This is a genomic window from Caballeronia ptereochthonis (assembly GCF_001545075.1).
Taxonomy (GTDB): Bacteria; Pseudomonadota; Gammaproteobacteria; order Burkholderiales; family Burkholderiaceae; genus Caballeronia; species Caballeronia ptereochthonis.
This window is the reverse complement of sequence record NZ_FCOB02000001.1, coordinates 16899-40772: the sequence shown is the minus strand read 5'-3', so window position 1 is coordinate 40772 and position 23874 is coordinate 16899. Positions and strand designations below refer to the sequence as shown.

The window sequence follows — 23874 nt, the reverse complement described above, 5'->3', positions numbered from 1 at the left end:
GTCGATGACGGCGAATGCGGCCGACCCGCCGCCCATCAGGCTGGCGATGATCGAAGGCATGTCCGGCCCGTTCGCGAACGCGGGCGCGATGGTCGAGCGCAATCTGCGTTTCGGCGTCGAGCGCGTGAATGCGAAGGGCGGCGTGCAGCTCGCGGACGGCGCGCATCCGCTGCAGCTCGTCGTGCTCGACGGCAAGGGCAGCAGCGAGGCGAGTCTCGTCCAGCTGCGCGCGGCGATCGACGAGAAGATCGGCTTCGTCATGCAGGGCAACAGCTCGGCGGTGGCGGCGGCGCTCGTCGCCGCGATCGACCGGCAGAACGCGCGGGAGCCCGATCGCCGCGTGCTGTTCCTCAACTATTCCGCCGACGATCCCGCGCTCACCAACGACGCGTGCAGCTTCTGGCACTTCCGCTTCGATGCCCACGCCGGCGTGCGCATGGATGCGCTGGCCGACGCGCTCAAGGACGATCGCGCGGTGAGGAAGGTCTATCTGCTGAATCAGGACTACAGCTTCGGTCACGACGTGAGCCGCGAGGCGCTGCGCGCGCTGAGAGAGCGGCGGCCGGACATCGGGATTGCCGGAGACGAGTTTCATCCGATTGGTCGCGTGAAGGATTTCGCGCCTTACATCGCGAAGATCCGCGCGAGCGGGGCTGACGCCGTCATCACCGGCAACTGGGGCAACGATCTCACGCTGCTCGTGAAGGCGGCGCGCGAGCAGGGCCTCGACACGAAGTTCTACACGTTTTACGGCAACAGCCTGGGCGCGCCCGCGGCGCTCGGCGATGCCGGCGTGAAGCGCGTGATCGCGGTGGCGGACTGGCATCCGAACGCCGGCGGCGCGGCCTCCGACGCGTATTACCGCGCGTTCCGCGCCCGCTATCCCGCCCCGGCAGACGACTATCTGGTGGCGCGCATGCCGCTGATGGTCGAAATGCTCGCCGCCGCGATGACGCGCGCGGGCAGTGCGGACCCGCTCGCGGTGGCGCGCGCGCTGGAAGGCATGAAGTTCGACGGCGAGGGCTTCCATCCGTCGACGATGCGCGCCGACGATCATCAGCTGATCCAGCCCCTTTATGTGATGGAGATGGACAAGGCGGGCACGCCGGGCGTGAAGTTCGACAACGAGGGCTCGGGCTACGGATTCCGGACGCTGCTTGCCGTTCCCGCGGACAAGACCGTCCAGCCGACGACCTGCAAGATGACGCGGCCGCCGCGCTAGCACGCCGCGGCCGACGTTCGACGGGACATGGGACTGTGCTATACTCTCCGCTTCGCTTTTGGCGTAATCCGTGAAATCCGAATCTTGCGGCTTTCCGGCGCTGCCGAAAACGAAATCTGATGTGCAACTCAAATGCGTAACCCACGGCACGGCCTTTCTTCCGTGACCGCCTGTTCGTTTTAAAGGAAAAGCAAATGTCCGTAGCAGAAATCAAGAAGTCCGACATCGTCGCAGAATACGCGCGCGGCGCCAACGACACCGGCTCCCCCGAAGTGCAAGTCGCACTGCTGACGAGCCGCATCAACGAGCTGACCATCCACTTCAAGTCGCACTCGAAGGATCACCACAGCCGCCGCGGTCTGCTGCGCATGGTGAGCCGCCGTCGCAAGCTGCTCGACTACCTGAAGGGCAAGGATGCGGATCGTTATCGCTCGCTGATCGAGAAGCTGGGTCTGCGCAAGTAATTGGCGCCAAGCGGCCAGCGTTCCAACGAAGTGCCTGTGTCAGTCCGCTGATACAGGCACTTTGTTTTTGTACGCTTCGGCCGTGAAGTGGTGCCCGATCGTGTTTCCGGCGGTCGGCACGTCGTAGTCGGCAGTTTCGGCAGTTCGTTGCTTTACCCGGATGCAATCGTCCGGTTCCACACTCGGTCCAGCCTCGCGGCAGAGCTTTGTGTCATTCCAGCGCGGCGCAGGCGCGTGCGTCGCGCTGGAATGGCATAACACACCTCTTACGCGTGGCTCCGGACCGCCCCGCCAGCGCCAGACCGAGCGGCGCGGCGCAACGTAGAAGGAGTCGTAATGTTCAATAAAATCGTCAAAGAATTTAAGTGGGGACAGCACAACGTCCGCCTGGAAACGGGTGAGATGGCGCGTCAGGCTAGCGGCGCGGTGATCGTCGACGTCGAAGACACCGTCGTGCTCGCGACCGTCGTCGGCGCGAAGACCGCCAAGCCGGGCCAGGATTTTTTCCCGCTGACGGTCGACTACCTCGAAAAGACCTACGCCGCCGGCAAGATCCCGGGCGGCTTCTTCCGTCGCGAAGGCCGTCCGTCGGAAGGCGAAACGCTCATCTCGCGCCTGATCGACCGACCGCTCCGTCCGCTCTTCCCGGAAGGCTTCTATAACGAAGTGCAGGTCGTGATCCACGTCCTGTCGCTGAATCCGGACATTCCGGCCGACATTCCCGCGCTCATCGGCGCATCCGCCGCGCTCGCGGTGTCGGGCCTGCCGTTCAACGGTCCGGTCGGCGCGGCGCGCGTCGCCTACATCAACAACGAGTACGTGCTCAACCCGACGCGCGCGCAGATGAAGGAATCGGCGCTCGACCTCGTGGTCGCGGGCACGGAGCGCGCGGTGCTGATGGTCGAATCCGAAGCGCAGCAGCTTTCGGAAGAAACGATGCTCGGCGCGGTCGTGTTCGGCCACGAGCAGATGCAGACCGCCATCGACGCGATCCATGAGCTCGTTCGCGACGGCGGCAAGCCCGAGTGGGACTGGCAGCCGGCGCCGAAGAACGAAGCGCTGATCGCGCGCGTGACGGAAATCGCCAAGCCGGAACTCGAAGCGGCTTACCAGCTGCGCAACAAGCAGGCACGTTCGACCAAGCTGAAGGAAGTGTACGCGGCGACCTCGGCGAAGCTCCAGGAAGACGCCGCCGCCTCCGGCACGACGGCGCCGGACAACGCGACCATCGGCAACGTGCTGTTCGACATCGAGGCGAAGATCGTCCGCTCGCAGATCCTGAACGGCGAGCCGCGCATCGACGGCCGCGACACCCGCACGGTGCGCCCGATCGAAATCCGCACGGGCGTGTTGCCGCGCACGCACGGCTCGGCGCTGTTCACGCGCGGCGAAACGCAGGCGCTCGTCGTCGCGACGCTCGGCACCAAGGGCGATGAGCAAAACATCGACGCGCTCGAAGGCGAATACCGCGAGCGCTTCATGCTCCACTACAACATGCCGCCGTTCGCGACGGGCGAAACGGGCCGCGTCGGCTCGCCGAAGCGCCGCGAAATCGGCCACGGCCGTCTGGCGAAGCGGGCGCTGGTCGCGTGCCTGCCGAGCGCCGACGAGTTCGGCTACTCGATCCGCGTCGTGTCGGAAATCACGGAATCGAACGGTTCGTCGTCGATGGCTTCGGTCTGCGGCGGCTGCCTTGCGCTGATGGACGCCGGCGTGCCGATGAAGGCGCACGTCGCGGGCATCGCAATGGGCCTGATCCTCGAAGGCAACAAGTTCGCGGTTCTGACCGACATCCTCGGCGACGAAGATCACCTGGGCGACATGGACTTCAAGGTGGCCGGCACGGCGCAAGGCGTCACGGCGCTGCAGATGGACATCAAGATCCAGGGCATCACGAAGGAAATCATGCAGGTCGCGCTCGCGCAGGCGAAGGAAGGCCGCATGCACATCCTCGGCAAGATGACCGCCGCGGTGCCGCACACGAACACGGAGCTGTCCGACTACGCGCCGCGCATGATCACCATCAAGATCAATCCGGAGAAGATCCGCGACGTGATCGGCAAGGGCGGTTCGGTGATCCGCGCGCTGACGGAAGAAACCGGCACGACCATCGACATTTCGGACGACGGCGTCGTGACGATCGCGAGCACGAGCGCGGAAGGCATGGCCGAGGCGAAGAAGCGCATCGAGAACATCACGGCGGAAGTGGAAGTGGGCCAGGTCTACGAAGGCCCGGTGCTCAAGCTGCTCGACTTCGGCGCGATCGTGAACATCCTGCCGGGCAAGGACGGTCTCCTGCACATCTCGGAAATCGTCAACGAGCGCGTGAAGGACATCAACGACTACCTGAAGGAAGGCCAGATCGTGAAGGTCAAGGTCATCCAGACGGACGAGAAGGGCCGCGTGCGTCTGTCGGCGAAGGCGCTCCTGAACGAAGGCGCGCAGCAGGCGGAGCCCACGCATCCGCAGCAGTAATGCGGTAATGTATGGACGGCCGGCCGCTTATGCGAGCCGGCCGTTTTCTTGTATGACGCTCGTTCGGCTAGGCATTGTCGGACGCGTCGTCGGACTCGATGCCAGTGTGTGTGTGCGCATCGTGGAGCACGGATTGCTTCGGCGCGCACAGTGTCATCCGGTTCGAACCCATCCGAGCGCGGTAAGCGAATTCTGGGGAGAGGATATGAAGGCCATCGAAATCACCGAGTTTGGCGCGCCCGAAGTGTTGAAGCTCGGCGAGCGCCCGCAGCCCACGCCGGGCAAGAACGAAGTGCTCATCAAGGTGGCGGCTTCGGGCGTGAACCGCCCGGACGTGTTTCAGCGCAAGGGCGCCTATGCGCCGCCGCCGGGCGCCTCGGACCTGCCGGGGCTGGAGGTCGCGGGCGAGATCGTCGACGGCGATTTCGATCCGAAGCACAACCCGTTCGGCCTGAAAAAAGGCGATCGCGTGTGTGCGCTGCTCGCGGGCGGCGGATATGCCGAGTACGCGGTGGCGCCGCTCGAGCAGTGCCTGCCGGTGCCCAAGGGCCTGTCGGATATCGAAGCGGCTTCGTTGCCCGAGACGTTCTTCACCGTGTGGAGCAATGTCTTCGAGCGCGGACAGCTGGGCGCGGGCGAGAACGGCGAGGAAGAGACACTGCTCGTGCAGGGTGGTTCGAGCGGCATCGGCGTGACGGCGATCCAGATCGCGCGCGCGCTCGGCTTTCGCGTGTTCGCGACGGCCGGAACCGACGAAAAGTGCCGCGCGTGCGAGGCGCTCGGCGCGGAGCGGGCGATCAACTACAAGACCGAGGATTTCGTCGAAGTGGTGAAGTCGCTGACGAACGATCGCGGCGTCGACGTGATTCTCGACATGGTCGCGGGCGACTACCTGCAGCGCGAGCTGAAGGCGCTGGCCGACGGCGGACGTATCTGCGTGATCGCGCTGCTCGGCGGGGCGAAGGCGGAGATCAACCTGAACGACGTGTTGCGGCGCCGGCTCGTGATCACCGGCTCGACGTTGCGGCCGCGTCCGGTCGCGTTCAAGGCGAAGCTCGCGGCCAAGCTGAAGGAGCGCGTCTGGCCGGAAATCGAGGCGGGCCGCATCAAGCCGGTGATTCACCAGGTTTTCCCGGCGCACGAGGCGGCGGCCGCGCATGCGCTCATGGAAAGCAGCACGCATGTCGGCAAGATCGTGCTCGACTGGCGCGAGCATGCATGAGTGGCCTTGGCGGGCTTGCAGCGTTTCGGCGTTGCGACCCGCTTTTGGCGGTTTGACCGGTTTCGTCCGAACACAGTAAAATCGCCTGTTTTGCAAGCGGTCTGCAGTTCGTGACGGATTCATTCCAATTACAGGGCGGCTGGCTCATGACGAGACAAGCCCCCGCCGACTGACGAGACATATGTCCAGAGAACGAGCGAAACTGGTGGTGGGCAACTGGAAGATGCACGGTCGCATCAACGAGAACGCGGCCTTGCTGACCGAAGTCGCCGCGGGGGCATCGGCTTTGCAGAAGGACGTGCGCGTGGGCGTGTGCGTGCCGTGTCCGTACCTCGCGCAATCGCAGGCGCTGTTGAGCGGCTCGGTCGTGCGGTGGGGCATTCAGGACGTGTCGGCGCATTTGGGCGGCGCGTACACCGGCGAAGTCGCGGCGGAAATGGCGGCCGATTTCGGCGTGACCTACGCGATCGTCGGGCACTCGGAGCGGCGCGCGTATCATCGCGAAAGCCCGGAACTCGTCGCGGCGAAAGCGCGGCGCGCGATCGAAGCGGGACTCACGCCGATCGTCTGCGTCGGCGAGACGCTCGAGGAGCGCGAGTCCGGCGCGACCGAGCAGATCATCGGCACGCAACTCGACGCCGTATTGCTCATGCTGACGGAAGAGCAGGCGGCGGGCATCGTGGTCGCATACGAGCCGGTCTGGGCGATCGGCACCGGCAAGACCGCGCGTCCCGGGCAGGCGCAGGACGTCCATGCATTCCTGCGCCGCAAGCTTCTGGAAAAGGGTGCGACGGTGGCAAACGTGCCGCTGCTGTACGGCGGCAGCGTGAAGCCGGACAACGCGCAGGAATTGTTCGCACAACGCGACATCGACGGCGGGCTGATCGGCGGCGCGTCGCTGAAGTCGAAGGATTTTCTGGCGATCTGTCAGGCTGCGCAAACCGTGTTGCATTGAGCGGCGAGCGGGCAGGGCAGGACGGGAAGAGCACATCGCGACACGAAGGTGTCGCGGAAATATCAGGAACCAGGTGAGTTGAAATGCTGTATTTGAAGACTTTGATTATCGTCGTTCAGTTGTTGTCGGCGCTGGGCGTCATCGGGCTCGTGCTCCTGCAGCATGGCAAGGGCGCGGACATGGGCGCGGCGTTCGGCAGCGGCGCATCGGGCAGCCTCTTCGGCGCAACCGGCTCGGCCAACTTTCTGTCGCGCACGACTGCAGTTCTCGCCGCGATCTTCTTCATCACGACGCTGGCCCTGACCTACCTCGGAAGCTACAGGCCGCAGGCTTCGGCGGGCGTTCTGGGTAACGCGCCGGTGCCGGCATCCGCGCCGGCCGCGGCCGCATCCGCGGCTGCGGCGCCTGCTTCCGCGCCGGTCGTTTCGTCCGCGCCGGGCGCCGACGTGCCCAAATAACGCCGGAACAAATTTTTCGCAAAATTTGCATTTTGTGCGTTGAACAATTCGTAGGGCCCAGTTATAATTCAAGTCTTGAAGCGATTCGCGGCAATTAAGAAGTAGTTTTCCCGGATTGCAGTACAGTGCCGACGTGGTGAAATTGGTAGACACGCTATCTTGAGGGGGTAGTGGCGAAAGCTGTGCGAGTTCGAGTCTCGCCGTCGGCACCAAAGTTATCCAATGCCAGCCGCATGCATCGCTTCGGCTGGCATTGTCACTTCTGGAGTACCCTTACGTTTTCAAAGCAGCATCGACAGCGCCGTAGTGGTTGTCACAGTGCGCTGATATCGTGAGCGGTCCCAAGTGAATCTCCCGCCGGGTGGTCCGTCCTGGCTGAAGCGCTCCAATCAATAACAGACCACATCTACCGATCTGAGGATAGCCTTGAACCTCGCACCCTATTACCCCGTCTTCTTGTTTCTTGTGGTGGGCCTTGGTTTAGGTATAGCGTTGGTCAGTATCGGCAAGATCCTCGGTCCCAACAAGCCCGACACCGAAAAGAACGCGCCGTACGAGTGCGGCTTCGAGGCCTTCGAAGACGCGCGTATGAAGTTCGATGTGCGTTACTATCTCGTCGCGATTCTTTTCATCATTTTCGATCTTGAGACGGCGTTCCTGTTCCCGTGGGGTGTTTCCCTGCGCGATATCGGCTGGCCGGGCTTCATCGCAATGATGATTTTTCTGCTCGAATTTTTGCTCGGTTTCGCCTACATCTGGAGAAAGGGCGGGCTCGACTGGGAATGACAGTTAGATCACCGGATTCATGGGCGGCTTTGGCTGGCTGCTCATCTGGAGTGGAAAACAAATGAGTATCGAAGGGGTCTTGAAGGAAGGCTTTGTCACCACCACGGCTGACAAGCTGATCAACTGGACGCGTACCGGTTCCCTGTGGCCGATGACGTTCGGTCTCGCGTGCTGCGCGGTCGAGATGATGCATGCGGGCGCCGCCCGCTACGACCTGGACCGTTTCGGCGTGGTGTTCCGCCCGAGCCCGCGTCAGTCCGATGTGATGATCGTCGCCGGCACGCTGTGCAACAAGATGGCGCCCGCGCTTCGTAAGGTGTACGACCAGATGGCCGAGCCGCGCTGGGTCATCTCGATGGGCTCGTGCGCCAACGGCGGCGGCTACTACCACTATTCGTATTCCGTCGTGCGTGGTTGCGACCGGATCGTGCCGGTCGACGTCTATGTCCCCGGTTGTCCCCCGACCGCCGAAGCCCTGGTCTACGGCGTGATCCAGTTGCAGGCGAAGATTCGCCGCACCAACACCATCGCCCGTCAGTAAGGGCCTGAGTCTCCCCAACTATGGCAAGCAAACTCGAGACCCTCAAAGCGAACCTCGAGACGGCGTTTGGCGACCGTCTTCAGAGCGTTACGGAGTCGCTTGGGCAAGTGACGGTCGTCGTCAAGGCGGCGAATTATCTGGAAGTCTGCAAGCAGTTGCGCGACGACCCGTCGCTGCGCTTCGAGCAGCTCATGGACCTGGCCGGCGTCGATTATTCGACCTACGGCGACGGCGTCTACGACGGCCCGCGTTTCGCGGCCGTCAGTCACCTTCTTTCGATCTCGAACAACTGGCGCGTGCGCGTGCGCGTGTTCGCGCCGGACGACGAAGTGCCCATCGTCCCGTCGGTGGTCGACATCTGGACGTCGGCGAACTGGTACGAGCGCGAAGCGTTCGACCTCTACGGCATCGTGTTCGAAGGCCATCCCGACCTGCGCCGTATTCTCACGGACTATGGCTTCATCGGCCATCCGTTCCGCAAGGACTTCCCGGTTTCCGGCTACGTGGAAATGCGCTACGACCCGGAAGAGAAGCGCGTCGTGTATCAGCCTGTGACGATCGAACCGCGCGAAATCACGCCGCGCGTGATTCGCGAAGATCGCTATGGCGGTCTGAAACATTAAGAGAACGCCATGGCAGAGATCAAGAACTACACGCTGAACTTCGGCCCGCAGCACCCGGCAGCGCACGGCGTGCTGCGCCTCGTGCTCGAGCTCGACGGCGAAGTGATCCAGCGCGCCGACCCGCACATCGGACTGCTGCATCGCGCGACCGAGAAGCTGGCCGAAACCAAGACCTTCATTCAGTCGGTGCCGTACATGGACCGTCTCGACTATGTGTCGATGATGGTCAACGAACACGGCTATGTGATGGCCATCGAAAAGCTGCTCGGCATCGATGTGCCGATCCGCGCGAAGTACATCCGCGTGCTGTTCGACGAAATCACGCGCGTCCTGAATCACCTGATGTGGATCGGCTCGCACGCGCTCGACGTCGGCGCGATGGCGGTGTTCCTCTACGCGTTCCGCGAGCGCGAAGACCTGATGGACGTCTACGAGGCGGTGTCCGGTGCGCGCATGCACGCGGCGTACTATCGTCCGGGCGGCGTCTATCGCGATCTGCCGGACGCGATGCCGCAATACAAGGCATCCAAGATCCGCAACGCGAAGGCGCTCGACAGGATGAACGAGAACCGCCAGGGCTCGTTGCTGGACTTCATCGAGGACTTCTTCAACCGCTTCCCGGGTCATGTCGACGAGTACGAAACGCTGCTCACCGACAACCGCATCTGGAAGCAGCGTCTCGTGGGCATCGGCGTGGTGAGCCCGGAGCGCGCGTTGCAGATGGGTCTCTCCGGCGCGATGCTGCGCGGCTCGGGCATCGAGTGGGATTTGCGCAAGAAGCAGCCGTACGAAGTCTACGATCAGCTCGACTTCGATATCCCGGTCGGCGTGAACGGCGACTGCTACGACCGCTATCTGGTGCGCGTCGAGGAAATGCGCCAGTCGACCCGCATCGCCAAACAGTGCATTGCGTGGCTGCGCAAGAATCCCGGCCCTGTGATGATCGATAATCACAAGGTTGCGCCGCCGTCGCGCGTCGGCATGAAGAGCAACATGGAAGAGCTGATTCACCATTTCAAGCTCTTCACCGAAGGCTTCCACGTGCCGGAAGGCGAAACGTACGCGGCAGTGGAGCATCCGAAGGGCGAGTTCGGCATCTATCTGATCTCGGACGGCGCGAACAAGCCGTATCGCCTGAAGATTCGCGCGCCGGGCTATGCGCACCTCGCGGCGCTCGACGAAATGGCGCGAGGCCACATGATCGCCGACGCCGTGACGATCATCGGTACGCAAGACATCGTGTTCGGCGAGATCGATCGCTGATCCCCTGATCCCGGTTGGGCCGCCTGCGCGTCGTGTTCATCATGGCCGTCGTGCAGGAAGCGCGGAAGCAACAACAGGAAACCGCAGGACGCCAGGTCTGCCGCAACGAAAAGTGCGGCAGGTTTTCGTTCGGTAGGAATTGAAAGAGTCGTGTCTCAAAATGATCTCAGCTGAAGGCCTGAAAGAAATCGATCGTGCGGTCGCGAAGTATCCGGCCGAGCAAAAGCAGTCGGCGGTGATGGCCGCGCTGGCTGTCGCTCAGGAAGAGCATGGATGGCTCTCGCCCGAACTCATGCAGTTCGTGGCCGACTATCTGAGCATGCCGCCGGTCGCCGTGCAGGAAGTCGCGACGTTCTACACGATGTATAACCTGAAGCCGGTCGGTAAGCACAAGATCACGCTCTGCACGAACCTGCCTTGCCAGCTCGGTCCGGACGGCGGTTCGGACAGCGCCGCCGAATATCTCAAGCAGAAGCTTGGAATCGATTTCGGCGAGACCACGGCGGATGGCAAGTTCACGCTGAAGGAAGGCGAGTGCTTCGGCGCGTGCGGCGACGCGCCCGTTCTGCTCGTGAACAACCATCGCATGTGCAGCTTCATGAGCCGCGAGAAGATCGACCAGTTGATCGAGGAACTTTCGAAATGACGTCACTCCACGATCGTCACATCAAGCCGCTGATCCTTGCCGGGCTGAACGGCGAGAACTGGCATCTCGAAGATTACGTCGCGCGCGGCGGCTATAAGCAACTGCGCCGCATCCTGGAAGAAAAGATTCCGGCCGAGCAGGTGATCGCCGACGTGAAGGCGTCGGGTCTGCGCGGCCGTGGCGGCGCGGGCTTTCCGACCGGCCTGAAGTGGAGCTTCATGCCGCGTCAGTTCCCGGGCCAGAAGTATCTCGTCTGCAACTCGGACGAGGGCGAGCCGGGCACGTTCAAGGATCGCGACATCCTGCGCTGGAACCCGCACGCGCTGATCGAAGGCATGGCCATCGGCGCATACGCGATGGGCATCACCGTCGGCTACAACTACATCCACGGCGAGATTTTCGAAGTCTACAAAGTGTTCGAAGCGGCGCTCGAAGAAGCGCGCGCGGCCGGCTATCTCGGCGCGAACATTCTCGGCTCCGGCTTCTCATTCGAGCTCTATGCGCACCACGGTTACGGCGCGTATATCTGCGGCGAAGAGACGGCGCTGCTCGAATCGCTGGAAGGCAAGAAGGGTCAGCCGCGCTTCAAGCCGCCATTCCCGGCGAGCTTCGGCGTGTACGGCAAGCCGACCACCATCAACAACACCGAGACCTTCGCGGCCGTGCCGTTCCTGCTGGAAATCGGTCCGCAGAATTATCTCGAGCTCGGCAAGCCGAACAACGGCGGCACGAAGATCTTCTCGGTGTCGGGCGACGTCAATCGCCCGGGTAACTACGAGATTCCGCTCGGCACACCCTTCTCGACGCTGATGGAGCTGGCAGGCGGCGTGCGCGGCAAGTCGGTCAAGGCGGTGATTCCTGGCGGCTCGTCGGCGCCGGTCGTGCCGGGCGAAGCGATGCTCGCAACCGACATGGACTATGATTCGATCGCCAAGCAGGGCTCGATGCTCGGTTCGGGCGCGGTCATCGTGATGAACGAGACGCGCTGCATGGTGCGCTCGCTGCTGCGCCTGTCGTACTTCTACTATGAAGAGTCGTGCGGTCAGTGCACGCCATGCCGCGAGGGCACGGGCTGGCTGTATCGCGTGGTGCATCGCATCGAGCATGGTCTCGGCCGCAAGGAAGATCTGGATCTCCTGAATTCGGTCGCCGAGAACATCATGGGCCGCACGATCTGCGCCTTGGGCGATGCGGCGGCGATGCCCGTGCGCGGCATGCTCAAGCACTTCTGGGACGAATTCGAATATCACGTCGAGCACAAGCATTGTCTCGTCGGCGGGCATGCGCATCACGCGCCGTCCGAAGCGCTTACCGCGTAATCAGGCGCGCAGTCAGATGCGCGAGATAAGAGGTTGAGGACCATTCCCCATCATGGTTGAACTAGAAATTGACGGCAAGACGGTCGAGGTGCCCGAAGGCAGCATGGTGATCCAGGCTGCGCATAAGGTCGATACGTACATTCCTCACTTCTGCTATCACAAGAAGCTGTCGATCGCGGCGAACTGCCGGATGTGCCTCGTCGAAGTCGAGAAGATGCCGAAGGCCGTCCCCGCCTGCGCCACGCCCGTGTCCGCGGGCATGATCGTGCGCACCACCTCCGACAAGGCCGTGAAGGCCCAGCAGTCGGTGATGGAATTCCTGCTGATCAACCACCCGCTCGATTGCCCGATCTGCGATCAGGGCGGCGAGTGCCAGCTGCAGGATCTGGCCGTCGGCTACGGCAAGTCGCAGTCGCGCTATAGCGAAGAAAAGCGCGTGGTGTTCCACAAGAACGTGGGTCCGCTCATCTCGATGGAAGAGATGTCGCGCTGCATCCATTGCACGCGCTGCGTGCGCTTCGGCCAGGAAATCGCCGGCGTGATGGAGCTCGGCATGCTGGGCCGCGGCGAGCATTCGGAGATCACGTCGTTCGTCGGCAAGACCGTCGACTCGGAACTGTCGGGCAACATGATCGACCTGTGTCCGGTCGGCGCGTTGACGAGCAAGCCGTTCCGCTACAGCGCGCGGACGTGGGAACTGTCGCGCCGCAAGTCGGTGAGCCCGCACGATTCCGTCGGCGCGAATCTCGTCGTGCAAGTGAAGAACAATCGCGTGATGCGCGTTCTGCCGATGGAGAACGAAGCCATCAACGAATGCTGGATCTCGGACAAGGACCGCTTCTCCTACGAAGGCCTGAACAGCGACGAGCGTCTCGCCAAGCCGATGCTCAAGCAGGGCGGCAAGTGGATCGAGACCGACTGGCAGACCGCGCTCGAATACGTCGCGAAGGGTCTGAAGGGCATCAAGGCGGATCATGGCGCGAATGCCATCGCCGCACTGGCCACGCCGCATAGCACGGTCGAGGAACTGTATCTGCTCAAGCAACTGGCGGAAGGCGTCGGCACGCCGAACGTCGATTTCCGTCTGCGCCAGAGCGATTTCTCGGCGCCGGTGGGCGTCGGCGCGCCGTGGCTCGGCACGAAGATCGCCGATCTGTCGACCGTCGACACGGCCTTCGTGATCGGCTCGTTCCTGCGCCGCGATCATCCGCTGTTTGCGGCGCGTCTGCGTCAGGCGGCGAAGAACGGCGCGAAGATCACGTTCCTCAACGCCAGCAACGACGACTCGCTGATCCCGACCGCGCATCGTCTGGTCGCCGCGCCTTCCGCGTGGCTCGACCAGCTTGCGGGCATCGCGGCGGCGGTTTCGGAAGCGCGCGGCATCGCGCTGCCGGACGCATTCGCGGGGCGCGAAGTGTCGGCTGCGGCGAAGGACGTCGCGGCATCGCTGTCGGCGGGCGAGAAGCGCGTCGTGCTGCTCGGCAACGTCGCGGTTCAGCATCCGGATTTCGCGCAGATTCAGGCGGCGGCCCAATGGATCGCCGACACCACCGGCGCCACGCTCGGCTTCCTCACGGAAGGCGCGAACTCGGTCGGCGCGTATCTCGTCGGCGCATTGCCGGGCGAGGGCGGTCTCAACGCACGCGAAGTGTTCGAGCAGCCGCGCAAGGGTTACCTGCTGCTGAACGTAGAACCGGAATTCGATACGGCCAACCCGACGCAAGCCATCGCCGCGCTCAAGGCAGCGGAAATGGTCGTCGTGATGTCGCCGTTCAGGCACGGCATGGACTACGCCGACGTCCTGCTGCCGATCGCGCCGTTCACGGAAACGTCGGGCACGTTCGTCAACGCGGAAGGCACGGCGCAGGCGTTCAACGGCGTCGTGCGCGCGCTGGGCGACACGCGTCCGGGCTGGAAGGTGCTGCGCGTGCTGGGCACGATCCTCGGCTTGCCGGGCTTCGAGTACGACGCGACGGAAGAAGTGCGCGTCGCGGCGCTCGGCACCGGCGATCTGAGCCCGCGTCTGTCGAACCAGACGACGGTGCAAGCCACGCGCGCCGCATCGAACGTCGTGCTGAACGGCAGCGGCCTGCAACGTCTCGCCGATGTGCCGATCTATCACGCCGATGCGCTCGTGCGCCGCGCGCCGTCGCTGCATCTGACGGCGGCTGCCCGCGACGCGAACGTGGCCGGTCTGCCGACCGCGCTCTTCGACAAGCTCGGCCTGAAGGACGGCGAAGCGGTGCGTATCAAGCAAGGCAATCTGTCGGTGACGCTGCCCGCGGTCCGCGATGCGAATCTCGCGGAATCGGTGGTCCGCGTATCGGCGGGCACGACGGCTGGCGCCGCGCTCGGCGGCCTGTTCGGTGAACTGGTAGTGGAGAAGGCGTAAAAATGGGCTTGTTCGATACGATCAACGCGGGCGGCACGCAGCTTCTGGGCGTCGCGTGGCCGACGGTGTGGGCGCTGGTCCGCATCCTGGTGGTTTCGGTGGTCATCCTGCTGTGCGTGGCGTACCTGATTCTCTGGGAACGCAAGCTCATTGGCTGGATGCACGTGCGTCTCGGCCCGAACCGCGTCGGCCCGGCTGGTCTGTTGCAGCCGATCGCGGACGTCCTGAAGCTCCTGCTGAAGGAAGTCATTCAGCCGACGCAGGCGAGCAAGTGGATCTACGTGATCGCGCCGATCATGACGGTGGTGCCGGCGTTCGCCGTGTGGGCCGTCATTCCGTTCCAGGCGCAGGCGGTGCTCGGCAACATCAACGCGGGTCTGCTCTACATCATGGCGATCTCGTCGATCGGCGTGTACGGTGTGATTCTCGCCGGATGGGCGTCGAACTCGAAGTACGCGTTCCTCGGCGCGATGCGCGCGGCGGCGCAGATGGTGTCCTACGAAATCTCGATGGGCTTCGCGCTCGTCGTGGTGCTGATGGTCGCCGGCACGCTCAACATGTCGGACATCGTGCACTCGCAGCAGCGCGGCATGTTCGCGGGCTGGGGCATCAACTTCCTGTCGTGGAACTGGCTGCCGCTCCTGCCGATGTTCGTCGTGTACTTCATCTCGGGCATCGCCGAAACGAACCGTCACCCGTTCGACGTGGTGGAAGGGGAATCGGAAATCGTCGCGGGCCACATGATCGACTACTCCGGCATGGCGTTCGCGCTGTTCTTCCTCGCCGAGTACATCAACATGATCGTGATCTCCGCGATCGCGGCGACGCTGTTCCTCGGCGGCTGGGATGCGCCGTTCGGCTTCCTGTCGTTCATTCCCGGCGTATTCTGGTTCGTCTTCAAGGTTTTCCTGCTGCTGTCGGTCTTCATCTGGGCGCGCGCGACCTTCCCGCGTTACCGCTATGACCAGATCATGCGTCTCGGCTGGAAGGTGTTCCTGCCGGTGTCGGTGGTGTGGGTGGTCGTTGTCGGCTTCTGGATCATGTCGCCGCTCAACATCTGGAAGTAACGGGAACGAGCGGACGAAACCATCATGAACGCAATTCAGAACTTCTTTAAGACCTTCTTCCTGACCGAGCTGCTGAAGGGTCTGGCGCTGACGGGGCGTTACACGTTCCAGCGCAAGATCACGGTGCAGTTCCCGGAAGAAAAGACCCCGATCTCCCCGCGCTTCCGCGGCCTGCACGCGCTGCGCCGTTACGAGAATGGCGAAGAGCGCTGCATCGCCTGCAAGCTGTGCGAAGCGGTGTGCCCGGCGATGGCGATCACGATCGAATCGGAAACGCGCGCGGACAACACCCGTCGCACGACGCGCTACGACATCGACCTGACCAAGTGCATCTTCTGCGGTTTCTGCGAGGAGAGCTGCCCGGTCGATTCGATCGTCGAAACGCACATCCTCGAATATCACGGCGAAAAGCGCGGCGACCTGTATTTCACCAAGGACATGCTGCTTGCGGTGGGCGACCGTTACGAGAAGGAAATCGCCGCGTCGAAGGCGGCGGACGCCCCGTATCGTTGATATGAGCTCGATGCCTGAACCATGCGTTCCGGCATCGAGCTCGAGCGAATTTGATGTTGCTGTTTGGCACACTGCGGCGCGCGCCGGGGTCGTGTTCTGTCCGTTCAACGGAAGAGCAAGCCACGAGCGCCGACACACCATGCCTGATGATGGCCTAACGATGAACCGGTAATCATGGAATTCACAACCGTACTGTTCTATATCTTCGCGCTGTTGCTGACCGTGTCGGCGCTGAAGGTGATCACCTCGCGCAACCCGGTGTCATCCGCGCTGTTTCTCGTGCTCTCGTTCTTCAACGCGGCCGCGATCTGGATGCTGCTGCAAGCCGAATTCCTCGCGATCCTGCTGGTTCTCGTGTATGTCGGCGCCGTGATGGTGCTGTTCCTCTTCGTCGTGATGATGCTCGACATCAACATTGATGTCCTGCGCCGGGATTTCAAGCGCTTCGTGCCGCTCGCGAGCATCGTCGGCGCGATCATCGTGATCGAGACCGCGCTGATCCTGTGGCACGGCTATGGCGCCACGACCACGCCGCTGCGCGATGCGTCGGCCGGCGCGGGCGTCTCCGGCGCGGCGCTGATGCCGAATACGCAACTGATCGGCAAGGTCATCTACACGGACTACATCTTCGCGTTCGAAATCGCCGGCCTCGTGCTGCTCGTCGCCATCATCGCGGCGATCTCGCTCACGATCCGCGACAAGAAGGACAAGAAGACGCAAACCGTCAGTCAGCAAGTCAAGGTGCGGGCCTCGGACCGTGTGCGCCTCGTGAAGATGCAGGCGGAGAAAGAAGCGCCCGACGCCTCCACGGAACCCGCGGTGACCGGCAACATCGGCGCGGGCACGGTCGACAACAAGGGCTGAGCGCGAAGGAGAAAACGAATATGTTGAGTCTTGCCCATTACCTCGTGCTCGGCGCGATCCTCTTTGCGATCAGCATCGTCGGCATCTTCCTGAACCGCCGCAACGTCATCATCATCCTGATGGCCATCGAATTGATGCTGCTCGCGGTGAACACCAATTTCGTCGCGTTCTCGCACTATCTGGGCGACGTGCACGGCCAGATCTTCGTGTTCTTCGTGCTGACCGTGGCCGCCGCCGAGGCAGCGATCGGTCTCGCGATTCTCGTGACCCTGTTCCGTAGCCTCGACACGATCAACGTCGAGGACCTCGATCAGCTCAAAGGTTAATTTCAGGCTAGGCTGTTATGTCCACGACACTCAATGAAAACCTCCTGCTCGCGGTTCCGCTGGCGCCGCTTGCGGGCTCGCTGATCGCGGGGCTCTTCGGGAAGGCGGTAGGACGCAAGGGCTCGCATCGCGTGACGATCCTCGGCGTCTTCATCTCGTTCATCCTTTCGGCGATCGTCTTCAACGACGTGCTGCACGGCGCGAGCTTCAACGCGACCGTCTACGAATGGATGAACGTCGGCTCGCTCAAGATGGAAGTCGGCTTCCTGGTCGACTCGCTCACGGCGATGATGATGGTCATCGTGACCTTCGTCTCGCTGATGGTGCACATCTACACGATCGGCTACATGGCGGACGAGGAAGTCGGTTACGAGCGCTTCTTCTCGTACATCTCGCTGTTCACGTTCTCGATGCTGATGCTCGTCATGAGCAACAACTTCCTGCAGCTGTTCTTCGGCTGGGAAGCGGTGGGTCTCGTGTCGTATCTGCTGATCGGCTTCTACTTCACGCGTGAAAGCGCGATCTACGCGAACCTGAAGGCGTTCATCGTGAACCGCGTGGGCGACTTCGGCTTCCTGCTCGGCATCGGTCTGCTGCTCGCGTTCGCAGGCTCGCTGAACTATGGCGACGTGTTCGCGCAGGGCGACAAACTCGCGACGATGACCTTCCCGGGCACGCAATGGGGCCTGCTGACGGTCGCCTGCATTTGCCTGTTCATCGGCGCGATGGGCAAGTCGGCGCAGTTCCCGCTGCACGTCTGGCTGCCTGACTCGATGGAAGGCCCGACGCCGATCTCCGCGCTGATTCACGCGGCGACCATGGTGACGGCCGGCATCTTCATGGTGACGCGCATGTCGCCGCTCTTCGAGCACTCGGATGCGGCGCTCTCGTTCGTGACCGTCATCGGCGCGATCACGGCGCTCTTCATGGGCTTCCTCGGCGTCGTGCAGAACGATATCAAGCGCGTGGTCGCGTACTCGACGCTCTCGCAGCTCGGCTACATGACGGTCGCGCTCGGCGTATCGGCGTATCCGGTCGCGGTGTTCCACCTCGGCACGCACGCGTTCTTCAAGGCGCTGCTGTTCCTCGGCGCGGGCTCGGTCATCATCGGCATGCACCACGACCAGGACATGCGCAACATGGGCGGTCTCGCGAAGTACATGCCGGTCACGTGGATCACGTCGCTGATCGGCTCGCTCGCGCTGATCGGCACGCCGTTCTTCTCGGGTTTCTACTCGAAGGATTCGATCATCGAGGCGGTCAAGTACTCGCACCTGGCGGGCTCGGGTTTCGCGTATTTCGCGGTGGTGGCGAGCGTATTCGTCACGGCGCTGTACTCGTTCCGCATGTATTTCATGGTGTTCCACGGCAAGGAGCGCTTCCGCGATCCGAAGCATCCCGACTCGCCGATGGGCCAGGCCGAAGCGCACGGCCACGGTCATGACACGCACGGCCATCACGATGACCACGGTCATGGCCCGCACATTCCGCATGAAAGCCCGTGGGTGGTGACGCTGCCGCTCGTGCTGCTCGCGATTCCGTCGGTCATCATCGGTGCGATCATGATTGGCCCGATGATCTACGGCGACTTCTTCGCGCACGGCGTGGCGTTCGACAAGGTGATCTTCATCGGCGAGAACCACGAAGGCCTGAAGGAAATGGCCGAGGAGTTCCACGGCTGGGTCGCGATGGCGGTGCACGGCATCATCACGCCGGGGCCGGTGTGGCTCGCGGCGCTCGGCGTGATCGTCGCATGGTTCTTCTACATGAAGCGCCCGGATCTGCCGGCGGTCGTCGCGCGGACGTTCCGCCCGATCTACGTGCTGCTCGACAACAAGTACTACTGCGACAAGATCAACGAGGTCGTTTTCGCGAAGGGCGCGGTCGCCATCGGCCGAGGCCTCTGGAAAGAGGGCGATGTGGTCGTCATCGACGGCATCGTCAACGGCAGTGCGCGGTTCATGGGCTGGTTCGCCGGCGTGATCCGCTTCCTTCAATCCGGTTATATCTATCACTACGCGTTCGCCATGATTATCGGCATGTTGGGGCTCTTGACCCTGTTTGTGACGCTCGGCGGCAAATAAGGCGAGGGATCCTATGCACTCTTTTCCGATTCTCAGTGTCGCGATCTGGCTGCCGATCATCTTCGGTCTCCTGGTCCTGGCTGTAGGTAATGACCAAAACCCGGCGCCCGCGCGCTGGATCGCGCTGATCGGCTCGGTACTCGGGCTGATCGTCACGATTCCGCTCATCACCGGCTTCGATACGTCGACGGCCGCGCTGCAGTTCGTCGAGCAGTCGAACTGGATCGAGCGCTTCAACATCACGTATCACCTCGGCATCGACGGCATCTCGATGTGGTTCGTCGTGCTGACCGCGCTCATCACGGTGATCGTCGTGATCGCCGGCTGGGAAGTGATCACCGAGCGCGTGTCGCAGTACATGGCCGCGTTCCTGATCCTCTCGGGCATCATGATCGGCGTCTTCTCGACGGCGGACGGCCTGCTGTTCTACGTGTTCTTCGAGGCCACGCTCATTCCGATGTACATCATCATCGGCGTGTGGGGCGGCCCGAATCGCGTGTACGCGGCGTTCAAGTTCTTCCTGTACACGCTGGCCGGCTCGCTGCTGATGCTGGTCGCGCTGCTCTACCTCTACACGCAGACGCACACCTTCGACCTCGCGACGTGGCAGGCCGCAAAGCTCGACATGACGCCGCAGGTGCTGCTCTTCATCGCGTTCTTCCTCGCGTTCGCCGTGAAGGTGCCGATGTGGCCGGTGCACACGTGGTTGCCCGATGCGCACGTGGAAGCGCCGACGGGCGGCTCGGTCGTGCTGGCGGCGATCATGCTGAAGCTGGGCGCATACGGTTTCCTGCGCTTCTCGCTGCCGATCGCGCCGGACGCGAGCCATTTCCTCGCGCCCGTGGTCATCACGCTGTCGCTGATCGCGGTGATCTACATCGGTCTGGTCGCGATGGTGCAGGCCGACATGAAGAAGCTCGTCGCGTATTCGTCGATCGCGCACATGGGCTTCGTCACGCTCGGTTTCTTCATGTTCGGGCCGTCGAGCCAGCTCGGCATGGAAGGCGCGATCATCCAGATGATCTCGCACGGTTTCATCTCGGGCGCGATGTTCCTTTCCATCGGCGTGCTGTATGACCGCGTCCACTCGCGTCAGATCGCGGATTACGGCGGTGTCGTGAACACCATGCCGAAGTTCGCCGCGTTCGCGATGCTCTTCGCGATGGCCAACTGCGGCTTGCCGGGCACCTCGGGTTTCGTCGGCGAATTCATGGTGATTCTGGCGGCGGTGAAGTACAACTTCTGGATTGCCTTCCTCGCCACGTTCACGCTGATCCTCGGCGCGGCCTATACGCTGTGGATGTACAAGCGCGTATACTTCGGCGCGGTCGCGAACGATCACGTCGCGAAGCTCGCGGACATCAACAAGCGCGAATTCCTGATGCTCGCCATCCTCGCGCTGTTCACGCTGTACATGGGTCTGTATCCGAAGCCCTTCACCGACGTGATGCACGCATCCGTGGCAAACCTGCTCTCCCACGTCGCGCAGTCCAAGCTGCCGCTGGCTCAGTAACGTCGTGCGGAGGAATTAAAAGACCATGCAAAACGCCCCTATGAGTATCCTGTGGCCCGACGCGATCCTGATGGCCGCGGTCGTCGTGGCCTGGCTGAACGACACGATTTTCGGCCCGTCGAGCCGTCGCACGACGTATCTGATCGCGCTCGTCTCGACGGTCGTCGTCGGCGTGTGGTTCGCCTTCACGGCGCTCGATCCGACGCCGCATTACTTCTTCACGCGCATGTATATCGTCGATCCGTTCGCGAGCGCGATGAAGGCGGTGGTGTGCCTCGGCTACGCGGTGTCGATCATCTACTCGAAGAAGTATCTGGAAGACCGCGACCTGTTCCGCGGTGACTTCTTCCTGCTTGGCCTGTTCTCGCTGCTCGGCCAGTGCGTGATGATCTCGGGCAACAACTTCCTCACGCTGTACCTTGGCCTCGAGCTGATGTCGCTGTCGCTGTACGCGGTCATCGCGCTGCGCAAGGACGCGCCGCAGGCGAACGAATCGGCGATGAAGTACTACGTGCTCGGCGCGCTCGCGTCCGGCTTCCTGCTCTACGGCATCTCGATGCTCTACGGCGCGACCGGCTCGCTCGAACTGAACGAAGTGCTGAAGGCGGTGGCTTCGGGCCGCATCAACGACGCGGTGGTGCTCTTTGGCGTGATTTTCGTCGTCGCGGGCGTGGCGTTCAAGATGGGCGCGGTGCCGTTCCACATGTGGGTGCCGGACGTCTACCAAGGCGCACCGACCGCGATGACGCTGCTCACCGGCGGCGGCCCGAAGGTCGCGGCGTTCGCGTGGGGTCTGCGCTTCCTGGTGATGGGCCTGCTGCCGTTCGCGGTGGACTGGCAGGAGATGCTGGTGATTCTCGCGGCGCTCTCGCTCATCGTCGGCAACATCACCGGTATCGTGCAGAAGAACATCAAGCGGATGCTGGCTTACTCGGCCATCTCCAACATGGGCTTCGTGCTGCTCGGCCTGCTCGCGGGCGTGGTCGACGGCAAGGTGACGGGCGCGGCGGGCGCCTACAGCTCGGCGATGTTCTACAGCATCATCTATCTCGTGACGACGCTCGGCACCTTCGGCGTGGTGATGCTGCTCGCGCGCCGCGACTTCGAAGCCGAAATGCTCGAGGACTTCAAGGGCCTGAACCAGCGTAGCCCGGTGTTCGCGTTCGTCATGATGGTCATGATGTTCTCGCTCGCCGGCATCCCGCCGACGGTCGGTTTCTATGCGAAGCTCGCCGTGCTCGAAGCGACGATGAACGCCGGCCTCACATGGCTCGCCGTGCTCGCCGTCATGACCTCGCTCGTGGGCGCGTTCTACTACCTGCGCGTCGTGAAGCTGATGTACTTCGATGCGCCGCAGGACGCATCGCCGATCGTCGCCGGCGGTCTGAACCGCTCGCTGCTGGCGTTCAACGGCCTCGCCGTGCTGGTGCTCGGCCTGGTGCCGGGTCCGCTGATGTCGGCATGCCTGCAAGCGATCTCGCATACGCTGCCGCTGTAATGTCGGCGGCAGGCTGGTTCATCGTGCTGTTGGCGCTCGTCAGCGCCAACGTGCCGTTCCTGAATCAGCGCCTCTTCGCGGTCGTGCCGCTGCGCCTCGCCGAGCCGGCGGGGCGCAGGGCGGCGAAGAAGAGCGCGTGGATCCGGATCGGCGAGCTCATCGTTCTCTACTTCGTGGTCGGCGCGCTCGGCTTCATGCTCGAAGCGCGCGCGGGCAACCGCTTCGATCAGGGATGGCAGTTCTATGCCGTCACCTTCAGTCTCTTCGTGGTGTTCGCGTTTCCGGGCTTCACGTATCAGTATCTCGTCAAACGCCGCTGACGGCTCCGCGCCGTTAGCGGCTCGTTTGCTCACAAGGCAAAGGGCTCAAGATGGCAGATCAACGTTCCAGTTCCCGCAGCATTCCCGGCAACGACGACGGCCTCATCGAAAAGAAGGTCGAAAGCGTCACGCTTCACGAGGGCAAGTTCCTCACGCTCAAGCGGGATACCGTCGAATTGCCCGATGGCAAGCACGCGACGCGCGAGTTCGTCGAGCATCCCGGCGCGGTGATGATCCTGCCCGTCTTCGATGACGGCCGCGTGCTGCTCGAGCGCCAGTTCCGTTATCCGGTGGGCCGCGTGCTGCTCGAATTTCCCGCGGGCAAGCTCGATCCCAACGAAGACGAACTGACGTGCGCCAGGCGCGAGTTGCAGGAAGAGACCGGCTATACGGCGCGCGAATGGACTTTTCTGACGCGCATCCATCCGGTGATTTCGTATTCGACGGAGTTCATCGATCTTTACCTCGCGCGTGGCCTGACCGCGGGCGACGCGCAGCTCGACGAAGGCGAGTTCCTCGAAACCTTCATTGCAGATCAGGCGCAACTGATGGACTGGGTGAAGGACGGCAGCATCAGCGACGTGAAGACGATCATCGGCGTGTTCTGGCTGGAGAAGATTCGCTCAGGCGAATGGAAGCTCGGCGAACCGACGAGGTTCTGAGCAGCGTCACGGCGAATGGATGCGCAGCGAAGGCGGCCTCGATGGCCGCCTTCGTCGTTTCAGGGTCACGAAAAGCGTCGCGCCGGCCGAACGGCTAGAATGATAGATTCGCTAGTCCAGCAGATCATTCTTACTCGTCCGATTTTACGAACGACCGTTCACAAAACGGGAATTTGAGATAAACTTCAACGAAGCTCATCAGCATGAAGGTCCTCGATTTAAAGTGCTCGCACGAACACCGGTTCGAAGGCTGGTTCGCCTCGACCGAAGAGTTCGAGTCGCAGTTGTCGCGCAAGCTGGTCGCATGTCCGGTCTGCTCCACGACGGAAGTGAGCCGCATGCCCTCCGCACCGCGCCTGAATCTGTCATCCGCGCGTGGCGAAGGGGCGCCGCAAGCCGCGCAGCCGAAGGCATCGTCCGAGATGGCGGCGCTGCAGGCGCGCGCGCTGCAGTTCATGCGCGAGCTGATCGAGAAGACCGAGAATGTGGGCGAGCGTTTTGCCGAGGAAGCGAGGCGCATTCACTATGACGAAGCGCCGGCGCGCAGCATTCGCGGCGTCACGACGCCCGAAGACGCGCACGCCTTGCTCGAAGAAGGGATCGACGTAATGCCGCTGCCTTTTCCGGACGCATTGAAGGAGCCGCTGCAGTAATTCTCGCG

The 23874-nt window shown here is 62.9% G+C and carries 23 protein-coding genes and 1 tRNA gene; all 24 read left to right on the top strand.

Annotated elements, in window-relative coordinates; translation table 11 throughout:
• Window positions 1–4: 4 nt before the first annotated feature.
• The 24 genes from AWB83_RS00205 (at window position 5) to AWB83_RS00090 (ending at window position 23866) form a co-directional block, all read left to right on the top strand.
• Window positions 5–1222: a branched-chain amino acid ABC transporter substrate-binding protein gene (locus AWB83_RS00205; protein ID WP_374729038.1), complete on the top strand. Its 1218-nt coding sequence runs from the start codon at window positions 5–7 to the stop codon at window positions 1220–1222.
• 194 nt (window positions 1223–1416) lie between these two features.
• Window positions 1417–1686 (top strand): 30S ribosomal protein S15, encoded by a 270-nt coding sequence (gene rpsO, locus AWB83_RS00200; RefSeq protein ID WP_087042247.1) that lies wholly within the window; start codon window positions 1417–1419, stop codon window positions 1684–1686.
• Window positions 1687–2022: 336 nt separating this feature from the next.
• Window positions 2023–4161, top strand: coding sequence for a polyribonucleotide nucleotidyltransferase (gene pnp, locus AWB83_RS00195; RefSeq protein WP_087042246.1), 2139 nt, complete (start codon window positions 2023–2025; stop codon window positions 4159–4161).
• A 205-nt stretch (window positions 4162–4366) separates the two neighbouring features.
• Entirely contained in the window at window positions 4367–5383 is a 1017-nt protein-coding gene (locus tag AWB83_RS00190) for an NAD(P)H-quinone oxidoreductase (RefSeq protein ID WP_087042245.1), read from the top strand.
• 181 nt (window positions 5384–5564) lie between these two features.
• Window positions 5565–6338: a triose-phosphate isomerase gene (gene tpiA, locus AWB83_RS00185; RefSeq protein ID WP_087042244.1), complete on the top strand. Its 774-nt coding sequence runs from the start codon at window positions 5565–5567 to the stop codon at window positions 6336–6338.
• Between the two features lie 83 nt (window positions 6339–6421).
• On the top strand, window positions 6422–6796 hold the full coding sequence (gene secG / locus AWB83_RS00180) for a preprotein translocase subunit SecG (protein WP_087042243.1): 375 nt from the start codon (window positions 6422–6424) through the stop codon (window positions 6794–6796).
• Between the two features lie 127 nt (window positions 6797–6923).
• Window positions 6924–7008: transfer RNA gene (locus AWB83_RS00175), tRNA-Leu, on the top strand.
• Between the two features lie 214 nt (window positions 7009–7222).
• Entirely contained in the window at window positions 7223–7582 is a 360-nt protein-coding gene (locus AWB83_RS00170; RefSeq protein ID WP_041730499.1) for an NADH-quinone oxidoreductase subunit A, read from the top strand.
• Window positions 7583–7643: 61 nt separating this feature from the next.
• A complete protein-coding gene (locus tag AWB83_RS00165; RefSeq protein WP_006052903.1) occupies window positions 7644–8123 on the top strand; it encodes a NuoB/complex I 20 kDa subunit family protein in 480 nt (159 codons plus the stop codon).
• A gap of 20 nt (window positions 8124–8143) precedes the next feature.
• Complete coding sequence (locus AWB83_RS00160; RefSeq protein ID WP_087042242.1) at window positions 8144–8746, top strand: NADH-quinone oxidoreductase subunit C; 603 nt, start codon at window positions 8144–8146, stop codon at window positions 8744–8746.
• Window positions 8747–8755: 9 nt separating this feature from the next.
• A complete protein-coding gene (locus tag AWB83_RS00155; protein ID WP_087042241.1) occupies window positions 8756–10009 on the top strand; it encodes an NADH-quinone oxidoreductase subunit D in 1254 nt (417 codons plus the stop codon).
• A gap of 160 nt (window positions 10010–10169) precedes the next feature.
• Entirely contained in the window at window positions 10170–10655 is a 486-nt protein-coding gene (nuoE, locus tag AWB83_RS00150; protein WP_087042240.1) for an NADH-quinone oxidoreductase subunit NuoE, read from the top strand.
• Window positions 10652–11974, top strand: a complete 1323-nt coding sequence (gene nuoF, locus AWB83_RS00145) for an NADH-quinone oxidoreductase subunit NuoF (RefSeq protein WP_087042239.1) — start codon at window positions 10652–10654, stop codon at window positions 11972–11974. Before nuoE ends, nuoF begins: the two co-directional genes overlap by 4 nt.
• Window positions 11975–12026: 52 nt before the next feature.
• Entirely contained in the window at window positions 12027–14366 is a 2340-nt protein-coding gene (nuoG, locus tag AWB83_RS00140; protein ID WP_087042238.1) for an NADH-quinone oxidoreductase subunit NuoG, read from the top strand.
• A 2-nt stretch (window positions 14367–14368) separates the two neighbouring features.
• Entirely contained in the window at window positions 14369–15433 is a 1065-nt protein-coding gene (nuoH, locus tag AWB83_RS00135) for an NADH-quinone oxidoreductase subunit NuoH (protein WP_087042237.1), read from the top strand.
• Between the two features lie 24 nt (window positions 15434–15457).
• Window positions 15458–15946, top strand: coding sequence for an NADH-quinone oxidoreductase subunit NuoI (gene nuoI, locus AWB83_RS00130; RefSeq protein WP_050327022.1), 489 nt, complete (start codon window positions 15458–15460; stop codon window positions 15944–15946).
• A gap of 174 nt (window positions 15947–16120) precedes the next feature.
• On the top strand, window positions 16121–16810 hold the full coding sequence (locus tag AWB83_RS00125; protein ID WP_087042236.1) for an NADH-quinone oxidoreductase subunit J: 690 nt from the start codon (window positions 16121–16123) through the stop codon (window positions 16808–16810).
• 20 nt (window positions 16811–16830) lie between these two features.
• On the top strand, window positions 16831–17136 hold the full coding sequence (nuoK, locus tag AWB83_RS00120) for an NADH-quinone oxidoreductase subunit NuoK (RefSeq protein ID WP_007588140.1): 306 nt from the start codon (window positions 16831–16833) through the stop codon (window positions 17134–17136).
• A 17-nt stretch (window positions 17137–17153) separates the two neighbouring features.
• A complete protein-coding gene (gene nuoL / locus AWB83_RS00115; protein WP_087042235.1) occupies window positions 17154–19220 on the top strand; it encodes an NADH-quinone oxidoreductase subunit L in 2067 nt (688 codons plus the stop codon).
• Between the two features lie 13 nt (window positions 19221–19233).
• Window positions 19234–20733: an NADH-quinone oxidoreductase subunit M gene (locus tag AWB83_RS00110; RefSeq protein ID WP_087042234.1), complete on the top strand. Its 1500-nt coding sequence runs from the start codon at window positions 19234–19236 to the stop codon at window positions 20731–20733.
• Between the two features lie 25 nt (window positions 20734–20758).
• On the top strand, window positions 20759–22231 hold the full coding sequence (gene nuoN / locus AWB83_RS00105) for an NADH-quinone oxidoreductase subunit NuoN (protein ID WP_087042233.1): 1473 nt from the start codon (window positions 20759–20761) through the stop codon (window positions 22229–22231).
• Window positions 22231–22551, top strand: coding sequence for a DUF2818 family protein (locus AWB83_RS00100; RefSeq protein WP_087042232.1), 321 nt, complete (start codon window positions 22231–22233; stop codon window positions 22549–22551). The genes nuoN and AWB83_RS00100 overlap by 1 nt, the downstream gene beginning before the upstream one ends.
• 50 nt (window positions 22552–22601) lie before the next feature.
• A complete protein-coding gene (locus AWB83_RS00095; protein ID WP_087042231.1) occupies window positions 22602–23213 on the top strand; it encodes an NUDIX domain-containing protein in 612 nt (203 codons plus the stop codon).
• Window positions 23214–23416: 203 nt separating this feature from the next.
• Window positions 23417–23866, top strand: coding sequence for a DUF1178 family protein (locus AWB83_RS00090; protein ID WP_087042230.1), 450 nt, complete (start codon window positions 23417–23419; stop codon window positions 23864–23866).
• Window positions 23867–23874 lie beyond the last annotated feature (8 nt).

Bases quoted from the DNA above. Each gene is read 5' to 3' on its own strand.
- AWB83_RS00205 (WP_374729038.1), top strand. From the start codon at position 5: ATGACGGCGAATGCGGCCGACCCGCCGCCCATCAGGCTGGCGATGATC.
- rpsO (WP_087042247.1), top strand. From the start codon at position 1,417: ATGTCCGTAGCAGAAATCAAGAAGTCCGACATCGTCGCAGAATACGCG.
- pnp (WP_087042246.1), top strand. From the start codon at position 2,023: ATGTTCAATAAAATCGTCAAAGAATTTAAGTGGGGACAGCACAACGTC.
- AWB83_RS00190 (WP_087042245.1), top strand. From the start codon at position 4,367: ATGAAGGCCATCGAAATCACCGAGTTTGGCGCGCCCGAAGTGTTGAAG.
- tpiA (WP_087042244.1), top strand. From the start codon at position 5,565: ATGTCCAGAGAACGAGCGAAACTGGTGGTGGGCAACTGGAAGATGCAC.
- secG (WP_087042243.1), top strand. From the start codon at position 6,422: ATGCTGTATTTGAAGACTTTGATTATCGTCGTTCAGTTGTTGTCGGCG.
- AWB83_RS00165 (WP_006052903.1), top strand. From the start codon at position 7,644: ATGAGTATCGAAGGGGTCTTGAAGGAAGGCTTTGTCACCACCACGGCT.
- AWB83_RS00160 (WP_087042242.1), top strand. From the start codon at position 8,144: ATGGCAAGCAAACTCGAGACCCTCAAAGCGAACCTCGAGACGGCGTTT.
- AWB83_RS00155 (WP_087042241.1), top strand. From the start codon at position 8,756: ATGGCAGAGATCAAGAACTACACGCTGAACTTCGGCCCGCAGCACCCG.
- nuoE (WP_087042240.1), top strand. From the start codon at position 10,170: ATGATCTCAGCTGAAGGCCTGAAAGAAATCGATCGTGCGGTCGCGAAG.
- nuoF (WP_087042239.1), top strand. From the start codon at position 10,652: ATGACGTCACTCCACGATCGTCACATCAAGCCGCTGATCCTTGCCGGG.
- nuoG (WP_087042238.1), top strand. From the start codon at position 12,027: ATGGTTGAACTAGAAATTGACGGCAAGACGGTCGAGGTGCCCGAAGGC.
- nuoH (WP_087042237.1), top strand. From the start codon at position 14,369: ATGGGCTTGTTCGATACGATCAACGCGGGCGGCACGCAGCTTCTGGGC.
- nuoI (WP_050327022.1), top strand. From the start codon at position 15,458: ATGAACGCAATTCAGAACTTCTTTAAGACCTTCTTCCTGACCGAGCTG.
- AWB83_RS00125 (WP_087042236.1), top strand. From the start codon at position 16,121: ATGGAATTCACAACCGTACTGTTCTATATCTTCGCGCTGTTGCTGACC.
- nuoK (WP_007588140.1), top strand. From the start codon at position 16,831: ATGTTGAGTCTTGCCCATTACCTCGTGCTCGGCGCGATCCTCTTTGCG.
- nuoL (WP_087042235.1), top strand. From the start codon at position 17,154: ATGTCCACGACACTCAATGAAAACCTCCTGCTCGCGGTTCCGCTGGCG.
- AWB83_RS00110 (WP_087042234.1), top strand. From the start codon at position 19,234: ATGCACTCTTTTCCGATTCTCAGTGTCGCGATCTGGCTGCCGATCATC.
- nuoN (WP_087042233.1), top strand. From the start codon at position 20,759: ATGCAAAACGCCCCTATGAGTATCCTGTGGCCCGACGCGATCCTGATG.
- AWB83_RS00100 (WP_087042232.1), top strand. From the start codon at position 22,231: ATGTCGGCGGCAGGCTGGTTCATCGTGCTGTTGGCGCTCGTCAGCGCC.
- AWB83_RS00095 (WP_087042231.1), top strand. From the start codon at position 22,602: ATGGCAGATCAACGTTCCAGTTCCCGCAGCATTCCCGGCAACGACGAC.
- AWB83_RS00090 (WP_087042230.1), top strand. From the start codon at position 23,417: ATGAAGGTCCTCGATTTAAAGTGCTCGCACGAACACCGGTTCGAAGGC.